This window comes from Streptomyces sp. SLBN-8D4 (assembly GCF_049739545.1).
Lineage (GTDB): Bacteria > Actinomycetota > Actinomycetes > Streptomycetales > Streptomycetaceae > Streptomyces > Streptomyces canus_C.
Genome location: NZ_JBMGQC010000001.1, coordinates 2,198,076 through 2,225,063, shown reverse-complemented (window position 1 = coordinate 2,225,063; position 26,988 = coordinate 2,198,076). Strand labels below are relative to the sequence as shown.

Sequence of the window (26,988 nt, the reverse complement as noted above, 5' to 3'; positions counted from 1 at the left end):
GCAGGGGGAGAGGGGCGGGGCTAAGTGGCGGGAGCGGAAATTCGGGGGGCGCGAAGAGCACCCCCAGGGGCGCCGGGGAACTGCGCGAGCAACCCCGACGAAAGCCGCAGCCGCAGACCACCAGAACCGCTACGGCGAAGAGGGGCACGGCTCCCGCTAGCGCAGCGCCCCCGCGATGCCGGAGATCGCCCCCGGCCCCACCCGGCAGCACCCCCCGATCAACCGCGCCCCGGCCTCCTGCCAGCCACGCACCTCCTCCGGCGCGAAGGAGGAGTCGCCCTCCCACGCGCGCGTGCCCGCGTTCCAGGTCTCCCCACTGTTGGGATAGACGACCACCGGCTTGCCGGTGACCCGCGCGGCGGTCTCGACCGCGGTGTCCACGTCCTCGGGGACACAGCAGTTGACGCCCACCGCGATGACCTCGTCGACATCGGCGGCCAGGGCGAACGCCTCCTCCAGCGGCTGGCCGGCCCGGGTACGGCCACCCGCGACGGAGTAGGAGAGCCAGGCCGGCACACCGAGACCGCGGACCGCCCGCAGCAGCGCCTGCGCCTCGTCGCTGTCCGGGATCGTCTCCAGGGCCAGGACGTCGGGTCCGGCCGCCGCCAGCACCTCCAGCCGGGGCCGGTGGAACGCCTCCAGCTCGGCCACGCTCAGGCCGTACCGTCCGCGGTACTCCGAGCCGTCCGCGAGCATCGCGCCGTACGGCCCGACCGAAGCCGCCACGTACAGCGGCCGCAGTACGCCCTTCGCCCGCGCCTGCCGCCTCGCCTCCTGAGCCAGCCCGACGCTCAGGGCGAGCAGTTCGGCGGCCCGCTCGCGCGCGATGCCGCGCTTGGCGAAGCCCTCGAAGGTGGCCTGGTAGCTGGACGTGATCGCCACGTCCGCGCCCGCCTCGTAGTACGCGAGATGCGCCTCGGTGATCGCCTCGGGCCGCTCCGCGAGCAGCCGGGCCGACCACAGCTCGTCGCTCAGGTCGTGCCCGGCGGACTCCAGCTGGTTGGACATACCGCCGTCGAGCACGACCGGTCCGGCCGCGAGGGCCTCGGCGAAGGGGCGGGAGAGGGCGTCGGGGACTTCCGGGGTGTCGCTGGTCATGCCTCGACGCTAACCGAAGGACCGCCGGACGGCCGGGGCTGTCCGGTCCGCGAACACCGGGGCCGGCATGCGGACCGGACGGGGGGTGCCGCGGAATCCCGGGTCGTTCAGTGCGCCGCGTGGCGCCCGCCCCCGGCTCGCCTGCTCCGCCTGCTCACCGTGGGCGGGACCACCAGGCCGAGCAGCAGTCCCAGCGCCAGAATGTACGGCCACCAGCCCAGTCCCTCGGCCGCCTCACCCGTGGCGTGGGGTGCCGCGGCCGCTTCCTTCGGCGTCGAGGCGGAGCGGACCTGCGGGGACGCGCTCGCTGATACGGCGGTCAGGACGACGTCGTTGCCGTCGCCGCCGCGGTAGGTGATCCGGTAGGTCGTGTCGGCGAGCTTGAGCCGCGTGCCCTCCGTCAGGCCCTTGAAGGCGCCCACGGTCTTCGCACCGCCCTTGTTGTCCAGCACGGTGATCCTGCGTGCCGGGTCCGCGCCGGCCGCGGCGAGGTCGAGGTCACCGGACAGCCGTACCGGACCCGTCACTCTCAACGGGGTGCTTCCCAGGACCAGTTGGCCCTTGGCGCTCTGGGTGTATCCGCCGGAGACCGTAAGTCCGCCCGCGACCACGCCCTCGTTGGTCACCGCGCCCTTCACCGTGCCCTTGCCGGACAGCGCGGAGACCACCCGGAGGCCGGCTGTGCCGACGTCGAGCCGTGCGGCCGTCGAGGTGAGCCGGATTCCCCTGCTGCGGGCGAGCGTTGCTCCGCCCCGCAGGGCCAGCGTGCCTTTCTTGACCGTCGTCGTGCCGGTGTAGGTGATCGCGCCGCCGGTCAGTGTCGTCGTCGCCCTGCCCGTCTGGGTGAGGGAGCCGCTGCCGCTGATCCGGGGCAGGGTCAGGGACCTGGCCGTGTTGTCGAGCACGAGCGAGCCGTTGTTCACGACCTTGTAGAGGCCGCCCCCGGTGTAGAGCCCTCCGTCGCCCCCCGGCCTGCCGCTGCCCAGGCGCAGTACGGCGCCCTTCTCGACGGTGGTGGAACCGTCGTAGTACTGGACGGCCGCGAAGGTGACGTCGTTGCCCTTGGTCCCCTTGATGACGATGTCACCCGCGCCGGGCGCGGACAGGGTGTCGTGGAAGCGGCCGCCGCCGATCGGGGCGCCGAGGGTGACCGGCCCGTTGTAGTCGAAGGTCAGCAGTGAACGGGAGCGTGCCGCAAGGAGGTTGATGTACACCGTCTTCGCCGTGCCCGGCATGAAGATCCCGCTGGTCGTCCCGTCGCCCCACTGGACGTTCGCGCCCTTGATGTTGGTGCCGCGCTTGTTGACGTTCTTGGCGGCCGGAGTCCAGTTCAGGGCGGGGTCGCTGAGCGAGGGATCGGTGTCGCCGCCCTGGTTCGACCAGCTGTACTGGCCCGTCAGGATCACCTTGCTGCCCGGCCGGGACTGGACGTTGATGTCGCTGCCGTACTCGCGCTGGTAGAAGTCCATCCGCTCGGTGACGGTCTGCCCCAGCGGGGTGTCCACGGTCCAGGTGCCCTGGTTCAGCACCTTGCGCATGTTCGGCAGCGCGGTCGCGTACTCGGGCCGCCCCGCGTTGGTCTGTGTGCCGTTGTCGACGACCCCGGAGAACGGGCCGGACGTCAGGTCCCACGTGCCCCAGAGGAAGCGCGGCTGGGTGATCAGGCCGGAGCCGCTGACGGTGCCCAGGTTGCAGGCGCTCGTCAGGGACAGCCGCAGGGTGCCGTCGACCCGGATGTTGTCCTGGTTCAGCCGGAACGCCGGGGTGTTGTAGGGGAAGTGGCCGATCAGTCCTGTCGTCCCGCCGTCGCCGTACTGCAGGGTCGCCCCGCGCTCGACCGTGATCGCGGGCGGATCCGGGCGGGTCGTGGTGACGTACGGGTGGTTGCCGCCCTGAGTCCGCACGGACTGCCGCTGCCGGGACCTGGGCAACGTGAAGTCGCTGTCCTTGGTGAGGACCAGCGTCCCGGTGCCGCGCACGGTGAGCGTGCCCTCGCCGCGGAACACCCCGTCGTACGTCGTCGTCCCCGCGGGCACGCTGACGAACGTGTCGCCGGTCAGGGTGACGTCCCGGTCCGCGAGGACGTCGGCGGTGACGTCCCGGGGGCCGGCGGCCAGAGCCGGGGGAGCCCAGGCCAGGAGGGCGACGAGGGCGCCCACGACTGCTGCTGTCTTGCGGGTTTGGCTGCTCACATGATCGGAGACGCGCGAAGGCCGGACGGATAACAGAAATCCGGAACGCAGAAAGCGCCTTCTTCTGGTCGCGTCCGACCCGTTGACCTCCTGGTTCCCCAGCCGTACCTTTCGGCTGTTCGCAATCACAACAGATGTTCTCAATATCGAACATCTCTCTCAGGACACCCCCACCCGAGAGGCAGTCCGCATGAGCCGCGCTCCCGACGTCCCCCACCGACGACTGCTGCTGAAAGGCGCCCTGGCCGCGGGCGCCCTGGCCGCGACCCCCACCGTCGCCGAAGCCGCCCCGCGCCCGAGGAAGGCCGCGCCCTTCGTGAACCCGCTGGTCCGCCGGCGCGCCGACCCGTACATCCACCGGCACACCGACGGCTACTACTACTTCACCGCCACCGTCCCCGAGTACGACCGCATCGTCCTGCGCCGCTCCCGCACCCTGGCCGGGCTCGCGACCGCGGACGAGTCCGTCCTGTGGACCAAGCATCCGACCGGTGTCATGGGCGCCCACATCTGGGCGCCTGAGATCCACCGCGTGGGCGGCAAGTGGTACATCTACTTCGCCTCCGCGCCCGCCGAGAGCGTGTGGGACATCCGCATCTGGGTCCTGGAGAACGCCAACCCCAATCCCTTCAAGGGAACTTGGGTCGAGAAGGGCCAGATCAGGACCGCCTGGGAGACCTTCTCGCTGGACGCCACGACCTTCACCCACCGCGGCTCCCGCTACCTCGCCTGGGCGCAGCACGAGCCCGGCCTGGACAACAACACTGGCATCTTCCTGTCCAGGATGGCGAACCCATGGACCCTGACGGGACCTCAGATCCGGCTCTCCACCCCGGAGTACGACTGGGAGTGCGTCGGCTACAAGGTGAACGAGGGGCCGGCGGTCATCGCCCGCAACGGCCGCCTCTTCATGTCCTACTCGGCCAGCGCCACCGACTGGCACTACTGCATGGGCCTGCTCACGGCCGACGCGAACGCCGACCTCATGAACCCGGCGAGCTGGTCCAAGTCGCCGACCCCTGTCTTCACCAGCAACGAGACCACCAGGCAGTACGGCCCGGGCCACAACTGCTTCACGGTGGCCGAGGACGGCCGCAGTGACGTCCTCGTCTACCACGCCCGCCAGTACAAGGAGATCGCCGGCGACCCGCTGAACGACCCCAACCGGCACACCCGCGTCCAGAAGCTCGGCTGGCACGCGGACGGCACCCCGGACTTCGGCATACCGGTGGCGGACACCGCCACGGACACGGAGGTCGCGTCATGAGACGTGCTCACGCGGTACTGCTCGCCCTGTGCCTGGCCCTGGCCGGCGCCCTGGTGACCGCCGGACCGGCCCAGGCCGCCCCGCTGACGATCACCAACGGCGTCCAGTTCACGGACACTTCGGGAGCCGCCCTGCACGCCCACGGCGGCGGGGTCATCAAGGTCGGCTCCTACTACTACTGGTTCGGCGAGGACCGCAACGCCGACAACACCTTCCGGTACGTGGACGCCTACCGCTCCACCGACCTGAAGAACTGGGAGTTCAGGAACCACGTCCTGACCCAGTCGTCGGCCTCCGAGCTCGCCACCGCCTACATCGAGCGGCCCAAGGTCGTCTACAACGCGTCCACCGGCAAGTTCGTGATGTGGATGCACAAGGAGAACGGCACCGACTACAGCGAGGCCCGCGCCGCCGTCGCCGTGTCGTCCACGGTCGACGGGAGCTACACCTACCAGGGAAGTTTCCGCCCGCTGGGCGACAACATGTCCCGCGACATCACGACGTTCGTCGACACCGACGGCACCGGCTACATGGTCTCGGCGGCCAACGAGAACTACGACCTGCACATCTACAAGCTCACCGCGGACTACACGGGCATCGCCAGTCTGGTCGCCAACCCGTGGGTCGGCGGTCACCGTGAGGCCCCGGCCCTGTTCAAGCGGGGCGGCGTCTACTTCATGCTGACCTCGGGCGCGACCGGCTGGAACGCCAACCAGCAGCAGTACGCCACGGCCACCTCCCTCGCAGGACCGTGGACGTCGATGGCGAACGTCGGTGACTCCACGACCTACAACTCGCAGACGGCGTACGTCCTTCCGGTGCAGGGGACTTCGGGCACCTCGTACCTCTATATGGGCGACCGCTGGGGCAACTCCTTCGGCGGGACCGTCAACGACTCGCGGTACGTGTGGCTGCCGTTGACCTTTCCGACCTCGACCACGATGTCCATGTCCTGGTACCCGGAGGTCACGATCGACGTGGCGGCCGGGACGATCAGCGGCACCAGCGCCACGTACAACACGCTGGTCTCCCGCAACAGCGGCAAGTGCGCGGACGTGGCCAACCAGTCGCTGTGGCAGGGCGTTGCGATCAGCCAGTACACCTGCAACAGCGGCGCGAACCAGAAGTGGTGGTTCAAGAACCTCGGCACCGGCTACTACCAGCTGGTGGGCCGCGGCAGCTCGCTGTGCCTCCAGGAGAACGCCACGAACGTCACCCAGGAGAACTGCGGCAGCGCGACCAGCCAGCAGTGGTCGCTGGTCACCTCGGGCTCGTACGTGAACATCAAGGCCAGGGCCTCCGGGGAGTGCCTGGACGTGAACGGCGCGTCCACCGCCAACTCCGCCGCGATCATCACGTACATGTGCAACGGGGCGGCCAACCAGCAGTGGACACGCGGTACCTGACGTCAGGTCAGCAGGTCGATGGCGTCGATCGACGTGCCCGCGCTGAGGAACGACGTCGACCCCGAACCGCTCGCCACGTAGATCTTCAGCGTGTTGTAGGCGCTGGTGTCCGTCAGCCAGGCGGACGCCGGCACGCTGTAGGTGAATGTGTGGTTGTTGCCCCGGTACGAGCCCACGGTCAGCGACCGGGTGCTCGGCTGGGTGGGCGGGGAGGGGACGGCGGAGGTCCAGGTGTCGTTGACGACGACCTGCGGACGGCCGTTGGCGTAGGCCGTCGTCACCCCGATGCGCAGGGTGTGCGCGGCGGCGGCCTGGGCGGCCGTCAGCTTGAAGTAGACGGTGATGCCGCTGTTGACGTCCTTCCACAGATAGCAGGGGAAGGCCGAGGTCTCGGTGCCGCTGCCGATGACGACGTTGCCGGTCCAGGAGGAGGCGCGGACGTCGGACGGATGGGCGTACGTCATCAGGCCGGCGTTCTTGAAACCGCCGGGCGTGCCGTCCCAGTTGTTGATGCGCCAGATCGCGCTCGCGTTGCCCGGATCGTTCGAGGACGGGATCGCGATGGAGTTGAGGGTGGTCGTGCCGCCCGCGCCGACGCTCACCGAGCTTGTGTAGACGGCGAGTTCACCCTTGAAGACGGTCAGTGTGTACGTCCCCGGCAGCACACCCCCGATGGAGAAGTAGCCGTCCGAGGACCGCGCCGAACCCCAGTACTGGGCGGCGGAGTTGGCGAGCCCGACCGTGTAGGCGTACGACGTGTTGCGCCCGGTGATGCCGACGCCCGCGACCTTGCCCCGGCCGCTCGCGGGGACGTAGCCCGAGATGCCGAGCGAGTCCGCCCAAGAGGTGGTCAGGGTCCCGGGGTACAGCGCGGAGGAGGGGGCGGCGCCGTCGGTGAAGGCGATGACGTAGGGGCCCTGGAGGCCGAAGCGCTGGGCCTCCGTCTGGTTCTCGCCGTAGTACAGGATCTCGTACAGGCCGCCGCCGTCCGCGCTCTGGTGGCGCAGCAGAGAGCGGTAGAACGGGCCGCCGGAGGCCTTCTCGTGGTTGGAGCGCACGATGTACAGGCCGACGCTGCCGGTGGTCCAGCCGACGTAGTCGTAGTCGATGACCCGCGCCTTCGCGTAGTGCTTGGAGCGGGTCTGGCCGTCGGACTTCGCGAAGACGTCGGAGGCCTCGATGGTGGTGGGCGCGTAGGTGTACGAGTCGGGCTCGTCGTTGAGGAACTTGCCCGCGTTGACGCGCAGGATGTAGCGGGTCGCCGAGACCGAGTCATCGGCCTTGTTGGTCCACAGGTAGACGTTGTTCTCGCCGCTGCGGGCCGCGTAGTAGTGCTTCAGCGTGCCGTACGCGACCGAGATCAGGATCGTCGTACCGGACTGCTTGATGCTCACGGTGGACGTGCCGAGACCGGACTCGATGTGCGAGTTCTTGCCGCCGTAGCCCTGGTACTGCGTGCCCTTGTAGACCAGCGAGGTCAGGTCGCCGTTGGTCTTGCTGACCTTGAAGACGAGGTTGGCGCCGGTGTCGACGACGTAGTTCGAGCCGTCGTCGGACCAGCCGAAGCCCGCGGCGGACGCGCTGCCGGCGAGCGGCCCGGCCAGGGCGGCGGTGCCCGCGGCGGCCGCGGTGCCGAGGACGAAGGTGCGGCGTCCGACCGGTCTGTTCACGGTGGATTCGGACATGTGGGGGTGCCTCCTCCGGGAGGTGTGGGGGTGGTGCGGGTGCTTTGGAGAGTGACAGTTGAATCGATTTCGCGAAAGGGCTTTCGCTGCCCGGGAGTTGGCAATCTTGTGAAATTCGCCCAGGGGCTAGAAAGCGCTTGCCGATGAGGGTACGGTCCAGCCGCCAGGCCTTGTCGTCCGTCTGAGGAGCCTCGAATGAGACGTTTCAACCTCGCCGTGCTGGCGGCGGTCACGCTGAGCGCGGGCCTGACCGCCGTACCGGCACAGGCGCACTCCGGCCGCCCCCTCGGCATCGAGAACTGCACCACCGCCGGCTGCCACTTCGACGTCCCGCCGGGCACGTACGACGTGAAGGTCCTCCTCGGCGGCGACACCGCGTCGAGCACGGCGATCAGCGGCGAGACCCGGCGTTCGCTGCTGCCGGAGACGGTGGCCGAGGCCGGCCGGCGCGTCGCCCGCAGTTTCACCGTGAACGTCCGCACCCCGGAGGGCGAGCCGACCGGACCCGACGGCACGCCGGGCCTCGACCTGGTGCTGGGCGGCTCCGCCCCCGCGCTCGCCGACATCAAGGTCACCCGCGCCCGGCACGCCCGCCAGATCCTCCTCGTCGGCGACTCCACGGTGTGCGACCAGCCCGGCGACCCGTACTCCGGCTGGGGCCAGCAACTACCCCAGTACCTGCGCAAGGGCGTGTCCGTGGCCAACTACGCCGACTCCGGCGAGAGCACGGTGACCTATCTGTCCGAGCCGCGTCTGTGGGCCACGGTCCAGCCGCTGATCCGGCCCGGCGACCTCGTCCTCGTCCAGCTCGCCCACAACGACAAGACGACCGACGAGGCGACGTACCGGGCGAACCTGGAGACATTGGTGGCGGGTGTGAGGGAGAAAGGCGGGAACCCTGTCCTCGTGACGCCCATCGTGCGACGCTGGTTCAACTCGGACGGCACGCTGAACAACGGGACGGCCCTGCTGGTCAACAGCCTCGGGGTGGACCATCCCGCGGTGATCCGCTCGGTGGCCGCGGCCGAGGACGTCCCGCTGGTCGACCTGACGGCGAAGACGAAGTCGCTCGTGGAGTCCCTGGGAGTGGAGGGCTCCAAGGCGATCTACCTCTACAACGAGAAAAGGGACAACACCCACACCTCCGTACACGGCGCCACCGTGTACGCGGGCCTGGTCCGCGACGAACTCGTCGCCCAGGGACTGGTGCCCGAAGGGGCCGTGAGGGTGGGATAGACGCCTGGGGCGTCCCGACCGGAACCGGGGCGCCCCAGGTCTGTGTCGCGAGTCAACGCGCCAACGCGCCAACGGGCCAACGGGCCAACGGGCCAACGCGCCTGCGAGCCTGCGAGCCGAAGAAAGAGAACCGATGCTGCTGCCCCCCGAGGACCGCACCCTCAGTCCGTACACCGGCTACACGCGCGCCCACTGGGAGGCCGCGGCCGACGCCCTGCTCGCCGCGGTCGAGCCGTACGCCACCGAGGACCGCGCCCTCTACCACCTCCCCGGTGACCGGCAGAGCTGGTCCGGCCGCCTCTCCGACGGCCTTGAGGGCTACGCCCGTACGCTCCTGCTGGCGGCCTTCCGCCAGGACGCCACCGCGCTGGAGCGGTACGCCGACGGTCTCGCCGCCGGAGTCTCGGGAGGCTGGCCCCGCATCGGGGACCGCAGCCAGCCGTTGGTCGAGGCGGCGTCGATCGCGTTCGCGCTGCGCATCACGAAGCCGCTGCTCTGGGACCGCCTGGACGACGCCGTACGGCAGCGCGCCGCGGCCTGGCTCGCAGACGCGCTGACCGCCGAGGCCTGGCCCTGCAACTGGGAGCTCTTCCCGGTCACGGTCGCCGGCTTCCTGTCCTTGCTCGGGTACGAGCCGGACGCCTCCCGCAAGGCGATCGACCGCGGCCTGGAGCGCATCGAGCAGTGGTACGCCGGCGAGGGCTGGTACACGGACGGCGACGGCCGCAAGTTCGACTACTACAACGGCTGGGCCATGCACCTCTACCCGGTGCTGCACGCCTGGCTGGCCCAGGACGACCGGTTGCTCGACCTGTACGGCGGCCGCCTCTCCCGCCATCTCCAGGACTACGCCCGCCTGTTCGGCGCCGACGGTGCCCCGATGCACCAGGGCCGCTCACTGACGTACCGCTTCGCGACCACTGCCCCGCTGTGGCTGGGCGCGCTGACGGGCCACACCCCGCTGCCCCCGGGCGAGACCCGCCGGCTGGCCTCCGGAGCCCTCAAGTACTTCCTGGACCGGGGCGCGGTGGACTCCCGAGACCTGCTCACCCTCGGCTGGCACGGCCCCGACCCCGCCGTCCTGCAAGGCTATTCGGGCCCGGCCTCCCCGTACTGGGCGAGCAAGGGCTTCCTCGGCCTGCTCCTCCCGGCGGACCACGAGGTGTGGACGGCGGTGGAGGAACCGGGCCCCGCCGAACGCGCCGACGCGGTCACCTCGATCGCCGCCCCCAACTGGCTGCTTCAGTCCACCCGTTCCGACGGCCTCGTCCGCCTCCACAACCATGGCAGCGAGGATGTCCGCTACGACCCGTACTACACCCGCCTCGCCTACTCGACGGTGACCGAGCCCTCGGAGTCGTACGACAACAGCCTGATCGTGGACGGGGATCCGAGCCGTACGGAGATCGAGCCGTTGGGGGTGGGGGAGGGGTGGGCCGCCTCGCGGCACACGGCGGCCGGGGGTGCGCGGGTTTCCGGTGCCGTCCTCGCGCGGGGAGCCGTGGAGGTACGCGTCTTCCTCGTGTCCGGGGCCGCGCCCGGGACGCCGGTGAGGGTGACGGGGTGGGCCGCGCGGGACGGTGTCCGGGCCGAACTCCTGCCCGCCGTGGGTCTCGACGACGAGTTGAGCGGGGTCACGGGCGAGGGGGACACGCGGTTCGTCGCGCTGGCCCGGCTCACCGCTGACGCCGATGCCGTGCCGTTGGGGGAGACGGTGACCGTACGGTCGGCAGGGGAGCGGGAGCTGACCGTGGTCTGGAGCGGGGGCTCCGGGACGCGGGTCCGGCTGGACGGTTCCGGAGTGGAGATCACCTCCGGGGACTGAACCGTCTCGGGCAGTGGTCCGACTGCTGCGCCAGGGCGGCGGCTCCGCGGAGACCGCCGCCCGGAACCCGGCGCTGCCCGCCGAGGTCATGCGGCAGATGGTCGAGTTGCTCAGCCCCTCCGCCACCGCAGCCGACTGACCCCGACGAACGTCACCAGAGCCGCCGCGGTGCACAGGGCGTTCACGCAGAACTCGTCCCACAGCGACCCGGACCCGGGCACCGCGGCCTGCGCGAGACGGTTCACGCCCCGGCCGACCGCCAGCGCCGCCACGAAGGCGGGCCAACCGTGCCGTACGCCCAGGGTCGCTTCGTCGAAGATGGCCCACACCGTCCCGACGAGGAGCGTGAGCGACGCCGTCTCCCAGCCGAACGCGGCCGCACACGCCCCCACGGCCAGCAGGAACAACCACACCCGCAGGAGGGGCAGGAGCTCCGAGGGCTGGGGCGGCTCCGTCGGAGGCCGCCGAAAGAACCGTCGGGCACTTCGTACACCGTCGCCCATGCGCTCTCCCCCGTCCGTGTGCGTCGCACTGAGTGGGACACGCGGCCGGGGAAGACGGTTGCGCGGCTGTCCTCAGGGCTTGAGGCGGGCGATCCGCAGAGTCGTCGCGGTCGGGAGGGAACCGTTCCGTGGGGTGGCGTACGACGGTGTAACCGGGGCGTATGCCCCGGTCGGCGTCCCGTCCTTCTGGACGGCAGACCGTCAGGAACCGCCTTCACCTCGACCTCCAGCCGCAGGACCGCACCCGCCCAAAGGATCAGCCGGGAACGTCCGCCCCGAGCAGCGTCCGCGTGAGCTGTTCGGCGTAGGCCACCGGATGCTGGGCGGCGCCGAGATGACCGCCGGGGGTCTCGACGAAGTCGCCGTGCAGGTCCTTGGCGAGCAACTCGGCTGTGCGGTAAAGGAGTTGGTTGCGTGAGTCGGTGCCGGCGGTGAGGGTGAGCCGGGGCCCCGATGGAGCCGTCGTCGGGATGTACGCGGTGAAGGGCCGCAGGACGTGGGCCAGGGAGATCGCCATGGGACTGGCCAACTCCTCCTCCCTGGACAGGGGTTGGCCCTCCGGCAGCTGTCCGGCCGCCCGCTCCTCCAGCAGGGCGGTCATGCGGGCTCCCGCCGCGGCGAGACCCCGGTCGCGGTAGACGTCGCAGACCTCCACGAACCCGGCCCGCTGGCGTGCCCCGTCCGGCAGCACGCTCACACACGGCGGCTCGTGCGCGACCACGTGCAGCAGCCGCGCCGGGTGCCGGGCGAGCAGGTCGAGGGCGGCGACACCGCCCGCGCTGATGCCGTGCACGTACGCCGACTCGCCGTCCGGGAGCGTCGCGTCGAGCACACCCCGCGCCCCGTCGCTCCAGTCCTGGGGCCGCTGGTCCTCGACGGGTGCGCCCAGCCGTCCGTGGGCGAGGCCGAGTGGGTCGTAGGTGACGACGGTGAAGCGCCCGGCGAGTGCCTCCGTCATCGGGCCGAGGCCCATGGGGTGGCCGGCGCCGCCGGGGATCAGCAGCAGGACGGGGCCGATGCCGGTGACGTCGTAGTGAAGATGCGGGTCGGCCATGGTCTCTCCTCAGGGGTCGTGTTCGTCCTGGCAGGCATCGAAGCCGCTCGCCGCCCGCGGTGTGCTCCCGGCCCGGCGAGACGGTCGGCGGGCAGGCCTGTTCCAGGACTCACGGGAGGAGGCTACCCGGGGTGCCTCGGTCGTCGGCCAGCGATTTTCGGAGAGCGGGAACAGGCTCAAGTGCCCCGCGCGGACAGTAGATTCACGCCATGAGTGACGACGAGGAGTACCAGGACAAGAGCCCGGCCGCCGCACGGATGGGGAAGGCTGCCGAGTACCTGGTCGCGGCTTCCGCCATCCTCGCCACGGGCGGCGAGCTGAACGTCTCCACCTCGCTCGTGGACGACGAAGGCGTGGACCTCGTCTTCCACCGGCGCGGCAGCACCGCGACCCTGGCCGTGCAGGTGAAGGCCAGGATGTCCACCGGGGTCCTGGTCCGACGGGGCACGCTGATGGCCTTCGTCCGGTCGCAGACGTTCCAGCCCCGGTCCGACCTCGACATGCTCTTCGTCGCCGTGGACGTGGAGCAGGGGGCGATCATGACGGCATGGCTGGTACCGAGCCCCGCATTCGCCGAGATGGTGCCCGAGCCGAACAGCAGGGGACGCTTCCGGTTCTCCGCCTCCATGAAACCGACCTCCATGGACCGCTGGACCCCGTACCGGCTGGACGCGGCCGAACTGCCCCGGCGCATCCTCGCGCGACTCGCCGAACTGGAAGAGGCACCCGCCTCCCACCAGTAACGGCTGACGAGGTCAGCTCCGCGAGGCGAAGGCCACGAACTCCGACCAGGTGGCGGGGGAGAGGGCGAGTTGGGGACCTGTGGTGTCCTTGGAGTCGCGCACGTGGATGGTGGCGGGAGCGGCGGCGACCTCGACGCAGTCGCCGGAGCTGTCGCCGCTGTAGCTGCTCTTGAACCAGGCCAGTTCAGTCGTGCTCATCATGCTCCTCGCATCCGCTCCAACAGGCCCCGGGAGTCCTCAGGAGTCAGAGCCTGTGAGCGAAGTTTCGCATAGCGCATGTGCAGCATGCTGATCGTTTGCGGCTTGACGATGAACTGGCTGCCTCCTGGCCTTCGAGGTACGCGAACCACTCGTTCTCCGATGTCTCCAGGGGCGCGGGACACGGGCGCCGAAAGTCGTTTCCGTGCCGGTGGCGGCGGCCCTAAGGTTGCCCAGGTTGTCCGAGACCTGGGGAGGGGCATGGCGTGCAAGGCGAGGCGTGACGGAGAGTCCGACGGCCGCACGGCTTCCCCGAAGTCCGACGACGAGCCGCGCCCGCTGTGGCGGCAACGGGACTTCGCCGTCTTCTGGGCCGCCCAGACCCTCTCCGTCCTCGGTGACTCCTTCGCTCTGATCGCCCTGCCCCTGCTGGTGCTGGAGGCCACGGGCTCCCTCGCGCGGATGGGGCTGCTGACGGCGGTGGGCGGGGCGGCCGCGGTCGTGGCGGCGGTGTTCGCCGGGGTCGTGGTCGACCGGGTCGACCGGCGCCGGCTGCTGATCGGCTGTGACCTGGTGCGTCTGGTGCTGTACGGCGTGATCCCGGTGGTGTGGCTGTTCGGGCCGCAGGTCTGGCTGCTGTACGCGGTCCTGCCGCTGTGCGAGGCCGTCGGCACGCTGTTCGCCGTCGGCTACGTCACCGTCGTACGGAGTCTCGTCGGGACCGGGCAACTGACCGAGGCCAACGGTCGGTTGAATGCGACCGCGGCGGCGGCGGGCGTGCTGGGCCCGCTGTGCGCGGGCATGGTGGCCGCCTGGACCGGACCGGCCGCCGCCGTCGGGGTGAACGCCGCGAGCTTCGGGGTGTCGGCGCTGTGCACGGCCTTCGTACGGTTCCGGGCACGCGCCGTCGGAGCTGACGGCGAACGCACCGGTCTGTGGCGGGACTTGCGGACCGGAGTGACCTTCCTGCGCGGCCATCCCGTCCTGCGTACGCTCACCGCGCTGCTGTTCGTCTTCAGCTTCCTCACCTTCGGTCTGAACGACCTGATCATCTACCACCTCAAGCACGACCTGGGCCGCGGCGACGACACGGTCGGCACCGTCATGGCCGTCGGCGCGCTCGGAACGATCACCGGCGCCCTGTTGGTGGCCCGGGCCCGCCGCCGGCTCGGCTTCGGCGTGACCTGGACGGTCGCGGTCGCGGTGTGCGGGCTCGCCTTCGCCGGCATGGGCTGGACGGCGGACGTGCCCGTCGTCGCGGCCCTGAGCGCCGCCTTCCTGGCCTGCGTCGCCGTGGCGGGCACCTGCTCCATGTCCCTACGCCAGGAGGTCACCCCGGAACCCCTCCTGGGCCGGGTCACCGCCGCCTTCTGGACCCTGCACTACTCAGCGGCCCCGATCGGCGCGGCCGTCCTGACCTGGGCGGCGGAGCACCAGGGCACGGCCCCGGTCGGCGTCGCCGCCGGCGCGTGCTGCGTACTGATCGCGATCACGGCTCTGTTCACGCCCGTCCGGCGGGCCTGAGGCCGCGATGCAGCATGTGCCCCAAGTTGCCCTCACCGCGGGCTCCTTGGCAGACCTCACCCGTTCACCCCCGCATAATGCCGCAAACTCCACCGCCACAGCACCCGCGACCCCAGATACGCCACCACGCCCAGCAGCGGCGATATCGCCGCCAGCCAGTACGGGACACCCGTGTCGTGGCCGTGGCCCGTCAGGATCGCCGCCGGGAAGTAGGCGACGAAGGCGAGGGGGAGGCCGTAGGTGAGGAGGCCGCCCACCGCCTTCGGGAGGACGTTGAGGGGGTAGCTGCCGAAGGTGCCGAGGAGTTCCTCCAGCCAGCGGCTCCAGTAGTCCGCGGCCGGGAAGCGCAGGCCCGCGCAGGTGATCGCCGTGAAGAGGGCCGCCTCCAGGAACATGCCGCCGATGACGGCGGCGATCAGGTAGGAGATCCGGCCCGGCGTCCAGTCCAGCTGGCTGCGGCTGAGCGCGCCGACCATCAGGCCCACCGCGACCGTCAGGTCGCCGATCGCGTTGGTGGGGAAGAAGGCCAGCTGGAGCTGGCGGTACACCGGCATCGGGCGGGTCAGGTAGATGTCGATCCTGCCCTCCTGGATCTGGCGGCCCGCGCCGTGCACCCGGCCCAGCAACAGAACGAACAGTCCGTGTGCGAGCATCCGCGTCGCCGGGATCAGCAGGACCTCCGAGCTGTCCCAGCCGCCCATCCCGGTGAACCGGGTCAGCAGCACGGTGGCGAACACGATCACCGACACCTGCCAGATCGCACCGATCGCGATCATCAGCAGGAACTCGGTGCGGTACTCCAGCTGCGCACGGAAGTTGAGACGCGTGACGCGCCACGCGATCCGCATGCCGTTCACAGGCCTCAGCCTCCCTGGGAGATGACGCGACGGGCGGCCCGCCGCCACAGGAAACGGGTGAACAGGAACAGCGCCACGACCCAGAACGCCTGGATCGCCAGCTGCCCGAAGGCGTCGGACAGCGGGATGCGTCCGATGTAGAGGGACAGCGGCACGCTCAACGTGGCCTGGAACGGCAGGAATCCGCTCAGCGTGATGAACCAGTCCGGGAAGAACCACAGCGGCGCGTACACACCGGACAGCAGGTTCTGCGCGAAGATCAGAATCAGCATCGCCGCGTTGTTGCGGACCGTCCAGAAGCACAGCTGGTCCAGCGTGAGCATCACGAAGTACAGGACGCCCTGGCCAAGCAGCAGGCTCAGCGCGAACACCCCTGCCACGGCCGCCGACCTGGGCGGGTCCACCACCCCGGCCGCCAGACAGACCAGATAGCCGCCGAGCGCCCACGCGAAGCCGTACAGCTGCTCGCCCAGCGCCCGCAGGGCGTGGTAGCGCTGGGGCGGCAGCGGGCGCAGATACCAGTAGACGATCGTGCCGAAGTGCATGTGCTGCAGCACGGTGTCCCGGCCCGCGTACTGGTCCAGCTCCCTGAGCCGGGAGGCGAGTACGGCCAGCACGGCATAGGTGACCGCCTGGCCCTCGGCGAGGCCCGCGGTGGTGCCGGTGTGTGCGTACAGACCGTGCCACAGGGAGGCCACCAGGACTACCTGGACGACCAGTCGGACCAGGACGGCCGTCATCCGGGGCGGTGCGTGCAGCTCGCCGAGCGGGGTGACCCGGGCGGCGCGCCAGGCGTGCAGGACGGCCATGTCAGACCGCCTCGGTCGCGGGTTCCGCGTGGACGTAGGCCGCCCGCATCACGTCTTCGAGGTCGGCCTCGTCGATGGCGACGCCCGTCACCTCGTACCGCTCGATGACCGCCTTGAGCGCCTGGTGCACGGTGGGGGAGTCCGGCCCGTCGGGGCTCTCGGGGCCGAAGACGACCTGCGGGCCCTCCTTGCGCAGCACCGCGATCCCCGGCAGCGGCACGACGTCCGTGTGCGCGTCGGCCAGTGTCGCCCGGACCTGCCACGTCGAGCCGAACTTGCGGCGGATCTCGTCCAGGCTGCCGTCGAGGACGAGCCTGCCGTGGTTGATCAGGACGACCCGCTCGGCGAGCCGCTCGACCTCGGTCATGTCGTGGGTGGTCAGCAGGACCGTACGGCCGCGCTCCTCCACCTGGTGGCGCAGGAACTCCCGCACCTGCTCCTTGACCACCACGTCCATGCCGATGGTCGGCTCGTCGAGGAAGACGACCGGCGGGTCGTGCAGCAGCGCGGCCGCCAGGTCGCAGCGCACCCGCTGGCCGAGGGAGAGATGGCGGACCCGGGTGTCCCAGAACGTGGACAGCTCCAGGATGTTGTCGAACTCCGCGAGCCGCGTGGCGTGTTCGGCCTTCGGGACCTCGTAGATGTCCCGGAGGATCGAGAACGACTCGCGCACCGGCAGGTCCCACCACAGCTGGGTGCGCTGCCCGAACACCGCGCCGATGTTACGGGCGTTGCGTTCGCGATCCTCGTACGGCACCACGCCCGCCACCCTGGCTTCTCCGGCGGTGGGCGTGAGGATGCCGGTGAGCATCTTGATGGTGGTGGACTTGCCGGCGCCGTTCGGGCCGAGCAGGGCGAGGAGTTCGCCGGGCGCCACGTCGAAGGTGATGTCCGAGACGGCGTGCTTGGCGACCCGCTCCGGGTTGACCAGGGAGCGCAGGGTGCCCGCGAGGCCGGGGCGGCGGACGGTGGTGTGGAAGGTGCGGGACAGGCCGCGAACCTCGATGCTTCCGGGCACGCTGGGAACTCCCTTGTTGGGAACAAGAGTTGCGGCCGGTCGGCTTGGAAGGCCGACCGGCCGCGGGTACCCCATGACCGTCGCAGAATCCCGATCACACTGGCAATGGATTAATCCACCGGTGAATTGGACTAATGGCTCACCGAGAAGACGAACGAGAACTCCGCCGGCTCGGCCCGCAGGTGGTACTGCGGGAGGGGGCCGGGACCGCAGGACTGCGAGCCGACTCCGTGGTGGCCGTGGTCGAGGTTCACCCACACCGTGTCACCGGCCCGCAGATCCGTCAGATGCGCCGCCGCGTCCAGCTGCTCGGTCGTCCAGCGCCGGGCGGTGAAGGAGAACTCCGGGTCCCCCTCGATCCGCAGCCCGCCGAGCTCCACCCAGCGGACGTCGGCCCGGGCGCCGTTCTCCTGCGGGCGCAGATACGGCGTCTGGAGCTCGTCCACACTGGCCTGCCAGCGCCCGACCATGGACGCCTTCCTGGTGTCCGGGTAGGCCTCGCCGGGCCCGCCGCCGAACCACTTCACCTGGTCGGCCTCGGCCAGTCCGAGCCTGATGCCGAGCCGGGGCAGCGGCTGCGTCCACTCGCCCTCGGGGCCGACGGACACCGTCAGCCGCAGCTTCTCGCCGTCCGAGGTCCAGCGGTAGACGGTCGCGAGGCCCACCTCGCGGGCGGCGGGCGCCACCCGGGTCCGGACGGTCAGCGCGTCCTCGCCGAGCTCGACCGAGTCCAGCCGGTGCCGCATCCGGTGCAGGCCCAGCGTGCGCCACAGCGCGCTGTACTGGATACCGGAGCTCCACTCCGTGCCGTCGTCGTTGTCGGTCGTCGCCCGCCAGACGTCCAGCCGCGGGTTCTCGACGGCCACCCCGCCGATCGCCTTGAGGGCGCCGGTACGTCCGTCGAAGGACGCCGGGCCGAGGGTGATCAGCTTCTCGCCGCGCACCGGCCGGTCGGTGGCCGCGACGGAGGGTCGTACCGGCGAGGAGGCCGGCAGCTGGCCCCACGCGACGACATGGCCCTTCGCCGCCCAGGCCGTGTCGGACGCCAGCAGCGCCCGCACGGTCCACTGCGCCTCCGCATCCTCGTGCGCGGGCGGCTGCGGCAGCTTCAGGTCCGCCGACTCACCGGGCGCCAGCGCGGGCACCGACAGCGTGCCGGCCTCGACCGTCTCGCCGTCCACCTGGTACGACCACTCGAAGGCGAGCGCGGACAGGTCGGCGAAGTCGTACTTGTTGGTGACGCGTACGGTGCCCTCGGCGCCCTCGATGCGGACGGGCTCGATGACCTTCTTGTACTCGATCAGGCCGGGGGAGGGCGTGCGGTCCGGGAAGATCAGACCGTCGCAGACGAAGTTGCCGTCGTGCAGCTCCTCGCCGAAGTCGCCGCCGTAGGCGTAGCCGAGCTCGGCGTGCCGCACGCCGTGGTCGATCCACTCCCAGATGAAGCCGCCCTGGAGCCGGTCGTACTTCTCGAACAGCTCCTGGTAGTCGGCGAGACCGCCGGGGCCGTTGCCCATGGCGTGGGCGTACTCGCACTGGATGAACGGCAGCCCGCGGCGCCCCAGCGTGCCGCCGTCCAGCTCTTTGCCGATCTGCTCGACCTCGGCGTGGGTGGCGTACATGCGCGAGTAGACGTCGGTGTCCCGGCAGTTCCAGTCGCCCTCGTAGTGGACGAGCCGCTCGGGGTCCCGGCCGTGGATCCACTCGGCCATCGCGGTCAGACCACGGCCGGTGCCGGCCTCGTTGCCCAGCGACCAGAAGACGATCGAGGGGTGGTTCTTGTCCCGCTCGACCATGCGGGCCGCGCGGTCCAGGAGGGCCGGGGTCCAGCGGTCGTCGTCGACGGGGTTGTCCCGCCAGCCCTGCTCGGTGAAGCCGTGGGTCTCCAGGTCGCACTCGTCGATGACCCACAGACCGTACTCGTCGCACAGGTCCAGGAAGGCCGGGTGCGGCGGGTAGTGCGAGGTGCGCACGGCGTTGATGTTGTGCCGCTTCATCAGCAGCACGTCCTCGCGCATGGTCGCGAGGTCGAGGGTGCGGCCCTTCTCCGGGTGCCACTCGTGCCGGTTGACGCCCTTGAACAGGATCGCCTTGCCGTTGACCTTGATCAGCCCGTCCTCGAGCGCGACCGTACGGAAACCGATCCGCAGCGGGACCCGCTCGCCCTCGGTGACCAGTTCGCCGTCGTAGAGCCGGGGGCTCTCGGCGCTCCACGGGGCCACCAGGGCCGTCACGGACTCACCGGTGGCGACATCGATGTCGAGCGCGGGGACGAGCACCCGCCCGTCGACGTCGGAGTCGACGCGCAGGGTGCCCTCGCCGCTGAGGTGGTCGTAGGAGGCGTGCACGAAGAAGTCCAGGACGCTGCCCGCCGGGCGGTGCAGCAGAGTGACCTCACGGAAGATGCCCGGCAGCCACCACTGGTCCTGGTCCTCCAGGTAGGAGCCGGCCGACCACTGGTGCACACGGACCGCGAGGACGTTGCCCTTCGGCTTCAGCAGATGGCCGACCGCGAACTCGTGCGCGAGCCGGGAGCCCTTGAACTCACCGATGTCCGTGCCGTTGAGCCAGACCCGGGCGCAGGACTCGACACCGTCGAACCGGATGACGGCGCCTCCCTCGGAGAGAGCGGGCCAGTCCTCCGGCAGGTCGAAGACGCGCAGGTGGTCCCCGGTCGGGTTCTCGGTGGGGACGTGCGGCGGGTTCACCGGGAAGGGGTAGAGGTGGTTGGTGTAGGCGGGCAGCCCGAAGGCGCCGTCACCCTGGAGGACCCAGTGCCCGGGGACCGTGACCTCGGCCCAGCCGGCGGCGTCGTATCCCTCCTCGGCGAAGGAGTCGTCCTCGGCGTCGGCGGTCGCCGACAGCCGGAAGCGCCAGGCGCCGTCGAGGGGCAGGGCCTTCGCGTCGGAGGAGGCGTACCAGGCGCGGGGCGGGAGGGCCCCGCTGCCCGGGGACACGTCCTCGACGTAGTCGAAAGCGCTGCTGGTGGTGCGGAAGGACATCGGTCTCCAGGTCCTGAGAGAAGGTGTCAGCCCTTGATGCCGGTCTGCGCGATTCCCTGGACCAGCCAGCGCTGGAGGAAGAGGAACACGAACAGCAGGGGCAGGATGGAAATGGCGGTGGCCATGAAGATCAGGTGGAAGTTGACGGTCTGGTTGGTCATGAAGGAGGACAGTGCGACCTGGACGGTCCAGGAGCTCGGGTCCTGGCCGATGACCAACGGCCACAGGAAGGCGTTCCAGCCGCTGATGAACGTGATCGTGGCCATCGCCGCGAAGAAGTTCAGCGAGTTGGGTACGACAATGCGCCAGTATGCGCCCCAGTAGCCGAGCCCGTCCACGCGTGCCGCTTCCTCCAGTTCCTTGGGGAACCCGAGGAAGTACTGCCGGAACAGGAAGCAGGTGAAACCACTGAACAGGCCCGGGATGATCAGACCGCGGTAGGTGTCGATCCAGCCGAGCGACGAGACCAGCACGAAGCTCGGGACGAAGGTCACGGCCGTCGGGACCATCAGGGTCGCGAGGACGGCGTAGAAGACCTTGTTGGCGTGCTTGTAGGGGATGCGTGCGAGGCCGTAGCCGGCCAGGGAGCAGATCAGCAGGGTGCCGACGGTCATGGACACCGCGATCACCGTCGAGTTCCACATGGACCTGGCGAAGTCGACCGTCGGGTCGTCGAACAGCTCGCTGATGTTGCCCCACTGGAAGGAGGGGAGCAGCTTCCAGTTCTCGCCCGTGATCTCCGGGTCCGTGGAGAGGGAGTTGCGGAGGATCAGGTAGAAGGGGAGCAGGAAGAGCAGGGCGGCGACGCTGACGGCGATGTACAGGCCCGTGTTGCCGAGGACGGCGCCGCGCTTCTTGCGGCTCTCCTTGCCCACCTGAGGTGCGGTGGTGGTCACTTGGAGTCCTCCCCCCTTCCGAAGCCCATGAACTTGCCCTGGAGGAGCGTGACGGCGCAGATCAGCACCGTGAGGATGACGGCGCCCGCGCTGCCCGCGCCGTAGTCCTGGTTGTCGCCGAGGGCTGTCTTGTACAGGACCATGAGCGGGGTCTGACCCCAGGTCGCCTTGATCGAGATGATGTTGAAGAACTCGTCGAACGCCTGGTAGGCGGCGACGAGCAGGAGCAGGATCACCGCGGTGGAGGTGGCACGCAGCTGGGGCAGCGTGATGTACCGGAAGGTCTGCCAGCCGGGCTTGGCGCCGTCGATCGCGGCCGCCTCGTACAGCTCCGCCGGGATGTTCTGCAGCGCGGCCAGGAACAGGATCATGTAGAAACCGGCCTGCAGCCACAGCCGTACGGTGACGATGACCAGCCAGTACCAGGGCGGGTTCGGGTCGGACAGATAGGCGATGTTCTCGACGCCGAACCAGCCGAGCACCGTGTTCATCAGACCGAAGCGGACCCCGGTGAAGATGGACATCTTCCAGATCAGCGCGGCGGCGACGTAGCTGACCGCGGTCGGCAGGAAGAACACCGACCGGAAGAACGCCCGCATGAAGCGCAGCCGGTGCACCAGCAGGGCCAGGCCCAGGGACAGGGCCCAGGTGAGGGGCACGATGAGCGCGGCGAACACCGTGAACGTCACCAGGGAACCGGTGAAGTTGGAGTTCGTCAGCATGCTCTTGTAGTTGTCGAAGCCGATGAACTTGCTCGGCGTCACGGTGAAGCGTGCGTCGAAGAAGCTGAGCCAGATGCTCCAGACGATCGGCACGAAGACGAAGATCGCCAGGCCGACGAGGAACGGCCCGGTGAAGAGCCAGAAGTTGAAGGTCGGGTTGCCCCGTAGGGCCCGCCGCGGCCGGGCCGGTGAGGCCTGGGCCGGGGCGGGCTGGGCGACCCCGCGCGTGGTGGTGGTCGACATGTCGTGGTTTCTCCGTCGACCTATCCGAAGAGCTTCTTGAGCTCGGCGTTAACCTTCTTCTCCGCGGTGGCGAGCGTGGCGTTCGGGTCGCCGTTCTTGCGGACGCTGTTGGTGAACGCGTCGGTCAGGGCGGTGATCATGGACTGGGTCCAGCCGATGTTGTCGAAGTGCCCGAACTCGTTGAAGAGCTTGACACCCTCGGCCGGCAGGCCCGACTTGAGCTTGGTGGCGGACTGCGCGATGGAGGTGCGCGGCGGGATGTGGAAGCCGTACGAGGTGGCCCAGTCCTCCTGGTACTGCTTCTGGTCAATCCACAGCCACTTGACGTATTCCTTGGCCGCGTCGACGTTCTTGCCCTTGGCGTTGACGAACATCGACCAGCCGCCGTTGTAGACCGACTGCTTGCCGTTGTCCCCGACCTTGGGGAAGGGGAAGACGCCGAGGTCGTCGCCGAGGGCCTTCTGCATGGCGGGCATCGCCCACATGCCGCAGAACTGGATGGCGCACAGGCCCTGGTTGATCGCGGACGGGTCCCAGTAGTCGGCCGGGGCGTCAAGGAGCAGGTTGCCGCTGGTGAACAGCTGGCGCAGCTGCTTCATGCCGGCGACGACCGCGTCCGTGTGGAAGGCGGGCTTGTTGTCGGCCGTGAGGGTGTCGGCGCCTGCCGACCAGAGGAGCGGGTTGATGGCCGGGGTGAGGTCGTTGCCGAGGAAGACGCCCTTGACCTTGCTGGTGGTGAGCTTCTCCGCCGCCTCGAGCAACTCGTCGAGGGTGGTCGGCACGTCGACCTTGGCCTTCTCCAGCATCGACTTGCGGTAGAAGAAGAACTGCGGGTCGTCGATCATGCGGACGCCGTATATCTTGCCGTCCACCGTGTGCGACTTGATGTCGGCCGGGTTGAAGTCGTCCTTGACCGGGTCGATGATGTCGGTCAGGTCGGCGACCTGCCCGCTCTTGACCATCTGGATCTGCGGGTGGAACTCGAAGACGTCGGGCGCCTGCTTGGTGAGCAGCGACGAGAAGAGCTTGGCCTCGAAGGTGTTGCCGGTGATCCAGTTGGTGGTCACGTTGGCCTTCTTGTACGCCTTCGCGTACCGCTTGATCGCCTGCTCCGTGCCCGCTTCGCCGTAGGCGTGGAACATCTGGGTGAGCTGGGTTCCCGACCCTCCGCTCCCGCCTCGGCCGTTGTTGCTGCCGCACGCGGCCAGCCCGCCGGCGGCGGCCAGGCCCATCGCGGCTCGCAGAACGTTTCGACGGTCCCAGTTGCTGTTGCTCAATGCCGACATGCTGACGTCCTTGTCTCGAATACGGCTGCGGCTCTGTGCCAAGGCTCTGCGGCTCAGTGCCAGGTGGCTCAAATGGACCTGCGGTGCGGGACGTTAACCTTCGGCTAAGGCTTCGGCAAGGGGTTGGACGAAGTCTGCTCGAAGCGTTGTGCGGCGTTCGGGATACCGGACGTCTCGGGGTTGCGGGCCGCCGCACCGCGGCCCGCAACCCCCTGCAAGTACTGCCTGTTACTGCCTGGACCAGGCCTGGTTGGTCCCGCCGTTGCAGGACCACAAGCCGACCTTGCTGCCGTCGGCCGTCGCCTGTCCGCCGACGTCCAGGCAGGTGCCGGACGCCTCGCGGACGACTTGGCCGTTGGAGTTCAGCAACCATTGCTGGCTGCCGTCACGGGTCGCCACCGGGCTCGTCGTGAGTCCCGAACTCCCCGCTGTCAGATAGCCGTTCACGCCCTTCAGGCGGCCCTTCGCGTCGTACGACCACACCTGCTCGGACCCGCCCGTGCAGGTCGTGATCACGGCACCCGAGGCGTTCGCGGTCAGGCACTTGCCGGACTGCTCGCCCTTGAGCGCCCCCGTGACCGTCGAAAGCGCGGAGTGGCCCTTCTGGTCGAGGACGTACGTCGTGATGGACCGGGCCGGCAGGGTCGCCGAGGCTGTGCCGCCCTTGACCGACGGCTTCGCGACGTTCGCCCAGCTCTCGGTCGCCGAGGTCCGCACGGCCTTGCTCGCGCGCACCGGCGCCTTGCTGTTGAAGTGCAGCTTCACCGCGGTGTCGGTGGTGTTGTGGTTGTTGACCACCGCCACCCACTTGCCGTGGTCGTCGTACGTCGACACCTCGACGCCGTCCGGTACGCCGGTCACGTTGTGCGCGACCGAGCCCGGCCGGACGAACTTGCTGTACTGGCCGAGCGCGTAGTAGCGCTTGGTGAAGTACAGGGTCTGGTTGCCGTTGCCGGCGTAGTTCGGGTCGTAGTAGATCAGACCGTCGTTCCAGCCCTTGTCGTTCTTCGCGAGGGGGTCGGAGCCGATCTGCTCCGAGAGGGCGACCCACCACTGGAACGCCGAGTCGTGCGCGGTCGCGAAGTCCTTGTAGATGATCTGGGAGAGGTTCAGACCGCCGTCGATCGTGGGGTCGTACTCCTGCGCCCAGCCCGTGCCGCCCTTGCCGAAGCAGCAGATCTCCGTGGACCAGGACTGCTTGCCGACCGACCTGGACGTCTCGTAGATCTTCGCCCGCTGGTCGTCGCCCGGGTTGTTGTACGTGTGGTGGGCGAGCTTGTCGACGTACTGGGCGGTGTCCGGCTGCGAGATCCACTGCGGGACCTCGGTGTTGAAGCTCACCGTGCTGCTGGACTCGTCCGCGATGATGCCGGTCCGCTGCTGCCGGGCCCGCTGCTCGGCGCCCAACGCCCGTACGATGTCGTCGCGTTGGTCGACCGGGACCAGCATGCCTTCCTGGCCGCAGTCGTCGAAGCTGTTGGTCGGCTCGTTGAACGGGCTGATGTAGTCGAACCTCACGCCCTGCTGGGCGAAGTGGGCGGTGACGTCGGCGACGTACTTCGCGTAGTCCTGCGTGTTCTCCGCCTTCAGATAGCCGCCGCAGCTCTTGGCGTTGGTCTTCCACTGCGCCGGCGCGCTGTTGACGAAGGCGATCAGGTCCTTCACGCCGTACTTGGCGGCCGCGTACAGGAACGTGCGGCCCGCCCTGTCCTTGCTCCAGTCGTAGGACCCGTCGTCGTTCACGAAGGTCTCGGGGGCGCGCGGCGCGTAGGTCACGCCGGTGCCGCCCCCGCCGATGTTGTAGCGGTAACTGCTGAGCGCCAGGCCGTCCTTGGAGAACAGCAGCCTGGACACCCGGGCCTGGACCTTCGGGTCGAAGTTCTTCAGGTCGTTGACCCACCAGGCGCCCGAGGCACCGATGTTGTCGATGGTCTGGGCGGCGTGCGGGGAGACTTCGGCCACCGTGGGGGTGGCGGCCGACGCCGGCGGAGCGGATATCAGCGGTCCCGCGACAGCGAACGCGGCTGCGGCTGTCAGCAGGGCCGATCTCTTGCGGTGGGGGTCAGACACGTGCATCCCTTCCGTCGTCATGAAGGTGGTGCGGTACGGCTCCTAGCGGGGGTCGTGCGCCTTCGGGCGTGCGGGGGCGGTGCGTTTCGCGGACCTCTGCCCGACCGACTGGAGCGCCCCTTCGAGCGCGAACGTCGCCGCGCCCAGGCACGCCGGGTCCGTCGGGATCGGGGAGAGGACGATCTCGGTGGCGGCCATCGGCCGGGGCAGCGCGTGCCGGGCGACGGCCTTGCGCACCTCCGCGACCAGGGGCTCGCCGAGGGCGGCCGCGACCCAGCTGCTGAGCACGACCACCTCCGGGTTGAACAGGTTGACCAGGTGCGCGATGGAGGCGCCCAGATAACGGGCGGTGTGCCGGACGACCTCGACCGCCACCGGGTCCCCGGTGCGCATCCCCCGGGCCAGCGCGTCGACCGTCGCCGTCTGGTCGCCCGGGTGCAGCAGCTCGCTGTCGGGGCTCAGCTCCCGCAGGTTCAGCATGATCCCGGGCGCGCCCACATACGTCTCCACACAGCCGTGGTTGCCGCAGCGGCACAGGCGTCCGTCCAGGACGATCGTGTTGTGGCCCCACTCGCCGGCGCTGTTGGACACGCCCCGGTGCAGTGCGCCGCCCAGGACGAGCCCGGCGCCCACGCCGGTCCCGAGGGTGACCACCACGGCGTTCCCGCTCCCGCGCGCGGCCCCGAACCACAGCTCGGCCACGGCGACGGCACGCAGCGGGTTGTCCAGGTAGAGGGGGTAGGCGATGTACTCGGAGAGCAGGTCGACCAGCGGCACGTCGTGCCAGTCCCAGTTGGGCGCGTACTCCGAGATGCCGGTCGCGCGGTCCACCTGCCCCGGCACGCTCACGCCCACCCCGAGCACCCGGGCGCCCTCGATCCCGGCCTGCGTGACCACCGAGCCGACGGCGGCGGCGACATGGCCGACCACCTGCTCGGGGAGGCTCTCGCCGGGGTGGACGTCCTCCTCGGCGCGGGCCAGGACGTTCAGCGCGAGGTCGAACAGTTCGACGTGGACGTACGTCTCCGCGATGTCCACGCCGATCAACGCGCCCCCCGACGCGTTGACCGCCACGAGGCCCCTCGGACGCCCGCCGGCCGACTCCTCGAACCCGACCTCCGTGATCATCCGGAGGTCGAGCAGCTCGCCCACGAGCGTGGCGACCGTGGCCAGGCTCAGTCCGGTGGCAGCCGCCAGCTCCTGCCGGGAGGTGGGCGACTCGGCGATGATCTGGCGCAACACCTCGTAGCGGTTCGCGGTGCGGATGTCGCGTGATGTGCGCTTCACCGGGCCTGCCCCATCCCTTCGCTCATGCCGGGACGACAGTGGCACCGGCGCGGCGCAAGGCTATGGG

Annotated in this window: 22 protein-coding genes and 1 pseudogene; 7 read left to right on the top strand and 16 right to left on the bottom strand. The window is 69.8% G+C overall.

Annotated features, from left to right (window positions below; genetic code table 11):
* Positions 1 to 156: 156 nt before the first annotated feature.
* On the bottom strand, positions 157 to 1,098 hold the full coding sequence (gene mmuM / locus RKD20_RS09925; RefSeq protein WP_424877409.1) for a homocysteine S-methyltransferase: 942 nt from the start codon (positions 1,096 to 1,098) through the stop codon (positions 157 to 159).
* A gap of 107 nt (positions 1,099 to 1,205) precedes the next feature.
* Positions 1,206 to 3,290, bottom strand: coding sequence for an autotransporter (locus RKD20_RS09920; RefSeq protein WP_424877408.1), 2,085 nt, complete (start codon positions 3,288 to 3,290; stop codon positions 1,206 to 1,208).
* 190 nt (positions 3,291 to 3,480) lie between these two features.
* Here RKD20_RS09920 and RKD20_RS09915 point away from each other — a divergent pair, with 190 nt between their 5' ends.
* Both RKD20_RS09915 and RKD20_RS09910 read left to right on the top strand, forming a co-directional pair.
* On the top strand, positions 3,481 to 4,557 hold the full coding sequence (locus tag RKD20_RS09915; RefSeq protein ID WP_424877407.1) for a family 43 glycosylhydrolase: 1,077 nt from the start codon (positions 3,481 to 3,483) through the stop codon (positions 4,555 to 4,557).
* Complete coding sequence (locus RKD20_RS09910; RefSeq protein WP_424877406.1) at positions 4,554 to 5,963, top strand: RICIN domain-containing protein; 1,410 nt, start codon at positions 4,554 to 4,556, stop codon at positions 5,961 to 5,963. Before RKD20_RS09915 ends, RKD20_RS09910 begins: the two co-directional genes overlap by 4 nt.
* Before the next feature lie 2 nt (positions 5,964 to 5,965).
* Here the strand turns inward: RKD20_RS09910 and RKD20_RS09905 are convergent, their stop codons facing one another.
* Positions 5,966 to 7,648, bottom strand: coding sequence for a rhamnogalacturonan lyase B N-terminal domain-containing protein (locus tag RKD20_RS09905; RefSeq protein WP_424877405.1), 1,683 nt, complete (start codon positions 7,646 to 7,648; stop codon positions 5,966 to 5,968).
* A gap of 195 nt (positions 7,649 to 7,843) precedes the next feature.
* On the opposite strand from RKD20_RS09905, the gene RKD20_RS09900 reads away from it, so the two are divergent.
* The 3 genes from RKD20_RS09900 to RKD20_RS09890 all read left to right on the top strand — a co-directional run bounded on the left by RKD20_RS09900 (position 7,844) and on the right by RKD20_RS09890 (position 10,848).
* Positions 7,844 to 8,884, top strand: coding sequence for a rhamnogalacturonan acetylesterase (locus tag RKD20_RS09900; RefSeq protein WP_424877404.1), 1,041 nt, complete (start codon positions 7,844 to 7,846; stop codon positions 8,882 to 8,884).
* A 133-nt stretch (positions 8,885 to 9,017) separates the two neighbouring features.
* Positions 9,018 to 10,709 carry a DUF2264 domain-containing protein gene (locus RKD20_RS09895; protein WP_424877403.1) on the top strand — a complete coding sequence of 564 codons (1,692 nt, stop codon included), beginning with the start codon at positions 9,018 to 9,020 and terminating at the stop codon, positions 10,707 to 10,709.
* A 13-nt stretch (positions 10,710 to 10,722) separates the two neighbouring features.
* Positions 10,723 to 10,848 (top strand): hypothetical protein, encoded by a 126-nt coding sequence (locus RKD20_RS09890; RefSeq protein WP_424877402.1) that lies wholly within the window; start codon positions 10,723 to 10,725, stop codon positions 10,846 to 10,848.
* On the opposite strand, the gene RKD20_RS09885 is transcribed toward RKD20_RS09890, so the two are convergent.
* Both RKD20_RS09885 and RKD20_RS09880 read right to left on the bottom strand, forming a co-directional pair.
* Positions 10,820 to 11,212, bottom strand: a complete 393-nt coding sequence (locus RKD20_RS09885; RefSeq protein ID WP_424877401.1) for a hypothetical protein — start codon at positions 11,210 to 11,212, stop codon at positions 10,820 to 10,822. The two genes, RKD20_RS09890 and RKD20_RS09885, sit on opposite strands and share 29 nt — an antisense overlap.
* 256 nt (positions 11,213 to 11,468) lie before the next feature.
* A complete protein-coding gene (locus RKD20_RS09880; protein ID WP_424877400.1) occupies positions 11,469 to 12,266 on the bottom strand; it encodes an alpha/beta hydrolase in 798 nt (265 codons plus the stop codon).
* 209 nt (positions 12,267 to 12,475) lie between these two features.
* On the opposite strand from RKD20_RS09880, the gene RKD20_RS09875 reads away from it, so the two are divergent.
* Positions 12,476 to 13,009 carry a hypothetical protein gene (locus RKD20_RS09875; protein ID WP_424877399.1) on the top strand — a complete coding sequence of 178 codons (534 nt, stop codon included), beginning with the start codon at positions 12,476 to 12,478 and terminating at the stop codon, positions 13,007 to 13,009.
* A gap of 12 nt (positions 13,010 to 13,021) precedes the next feature.
* Here RKD20_RS09875 and RKD20_RS09870 read toward each other — a convergent pair whose 3' ends face one another.
* Complete coding sequence (locus tag RKD20_RS09870) at positions 13,022 to 13,207, bottom strand: DUF397 domain-containing protein (RefSeq protein ID WP_424877398.1); 186 nt, start codon at positions 13,205 to 13,207, stop codon at positions 13,022 to 13,024.
* Positions 13,207 to 13,379, bottom strand: a pseudogene (locus RKD20_RS09865) (Scr1 family TA system antitoxin-like transcriptional regulator); the annotation flags it as partial. The pseudogene RKD20_RS09865 and the gene RKD20_RS09870, both read right to left, overlap by 1 nt.
* 89 nt (positions 13,380 to 13,468) lie before the next feature.
* Between RKD20_RS09865 and RKD20_RS09860 the strand changes: the two are divergent.
* Positions 13,469 to 14,731, top strand: a complete 1,263-nt coding sequence (locus RKD20_RS09860) for an MFS transporter (RefSeq protein ID WP_424877397.1) — start codon at positions 13,469 to 13,471, stop codon at positions 14,729 to 14,731.
* Positions 14,732 to 14,787: 56 nt separating this feature from the next.
* Here the strand turns inward: RKD20_RS09860 and RKD20_RS09855 are convergent, their stop codons facing one another.
* From RKD20_RS09855 to RKD20_RS09815, 9 genes are all read right to left on the bottom strand, one after another.
* Positions 14,788 to 15,588 (bottom strand): ABC transporter permease, encoded by an 801-nt coding sequence (locus tag RKD20_RS09855; RefSeq protein ID WP_359422968.1) that lies wholly within the window; start codon positions 15,586 to 15,588, stop codon positions 14,788 to 14,790.
* Between the two features lie 5 nt (positions 15,589 to 15,593).
* The gene (locus RKD20_RS09850) at positions 15,594 to 16,397 is read right to left on the bottom strand and encodes an ABC transporter permease (protein WP_381336470.1); all 804 of its coding nucleotides are present in this window, start codon (positions 16,395 to 16,397) and stop codon (positions 15,594 to 15,596) included.
* A gap of 1 nt (position 16,398) precedes the next feature.
* A complete protein-coding gene (locus RKD20_RS09845; protein WP_424877396.1) occupies positions 16,399 to 17,415 on the bottom strand; it encodes an ABC transporter ATP-binding protein in 1,017 nt (338 codons plus the stop codon).
* A gap of 131 nt (positions 17,416 to 17,546) precedes the next feature.
* The gene (locus tag RKD20_RS09840) at positions 17,547 to 20,417 is read right to left on the bottom strand and encodes a glycoside hydrolase family 2 TIM barrel-domain containing protein (RefSeq protein ID WP_424877395.1); all 2,871 of its coding nucleotides are present in this window, start codon (positions 20,415 to 20,417) and stop codon (positions 17,547 to 17,549) included.
* 26 nt (positions 20,418 to 20,443) lie between these two features.
* Positions 20,444 to 21,313 carry a carbohydrate ABC transporter permease gene (locus RKD20_RS09835; protein ID WP_037721972.1) on the bottom strand — a complete coding sequence of 290 codons (870 nt, stop codon included), beginning with the start codon at positions 21,311 to 21,313 and terminating at the stop codon, positions 20,444 to 20,446.
* Complete coding sequence (locus RKD20_RS09830) at positions 21,310 to 22,278, bottom strand: carbohydrate ABC transporter permease (RefSeq protein ID WP_424877394.1); 969 nt, start codon at positions 22,276 to 22,278, stop codon at positions 21,310 to 21,312. The genes RKD20_RS09835 and RKD20_RS09830 overlap by 4 nt, the downstream gene beginning before the upstream one ends.
* Positions 22,279 to 22,298: 20 nt before the next feature.
* Positions 22,299 to 23,564 carry an ABC transporter substrate-binding protein gene (locus RKD20_RS09825; RefSeq protein WP_424877393.1) on the bottom strand — a complete coding sequence of 422 codons (1,266 nt, stop codon included), beginning with the start codon at positions 23,562 to 23,564 and terminating at the stop codon, positions 22,299 to 22,301.
* A gap of 228 nt (positions 23,565 to 23,792) precedes the next feature.
* Positions 23,793 to 25,640, bottom strand: a complete 1,848-nt coding sequence (locus tag RKD20_RS09820; protein WP_424877392.1) for a glycoside hydrolase — start codon at positions 25,638 to 25,640, stop codon at positions 23,793 to 23,795.
* A 36-nt stretch (positions 25,641 to 25,676) separates the two neighbouring features.
* The gene (locus RKD20_RS09815; protein WP_424877391.1) at positions 25,677 to 26,921 is read right to left on the bottom strand and encodes an ROK family transcriptional regulator; all 1,245 of its coding nucleotides are present in this window, start codon (positions 26,919 to 26,921) and stop codon (positions 25,677 to 25,679) included.
* Between the last annotated feature and the right edge of the window lie 67 nt (positions 26,922 to 26,988).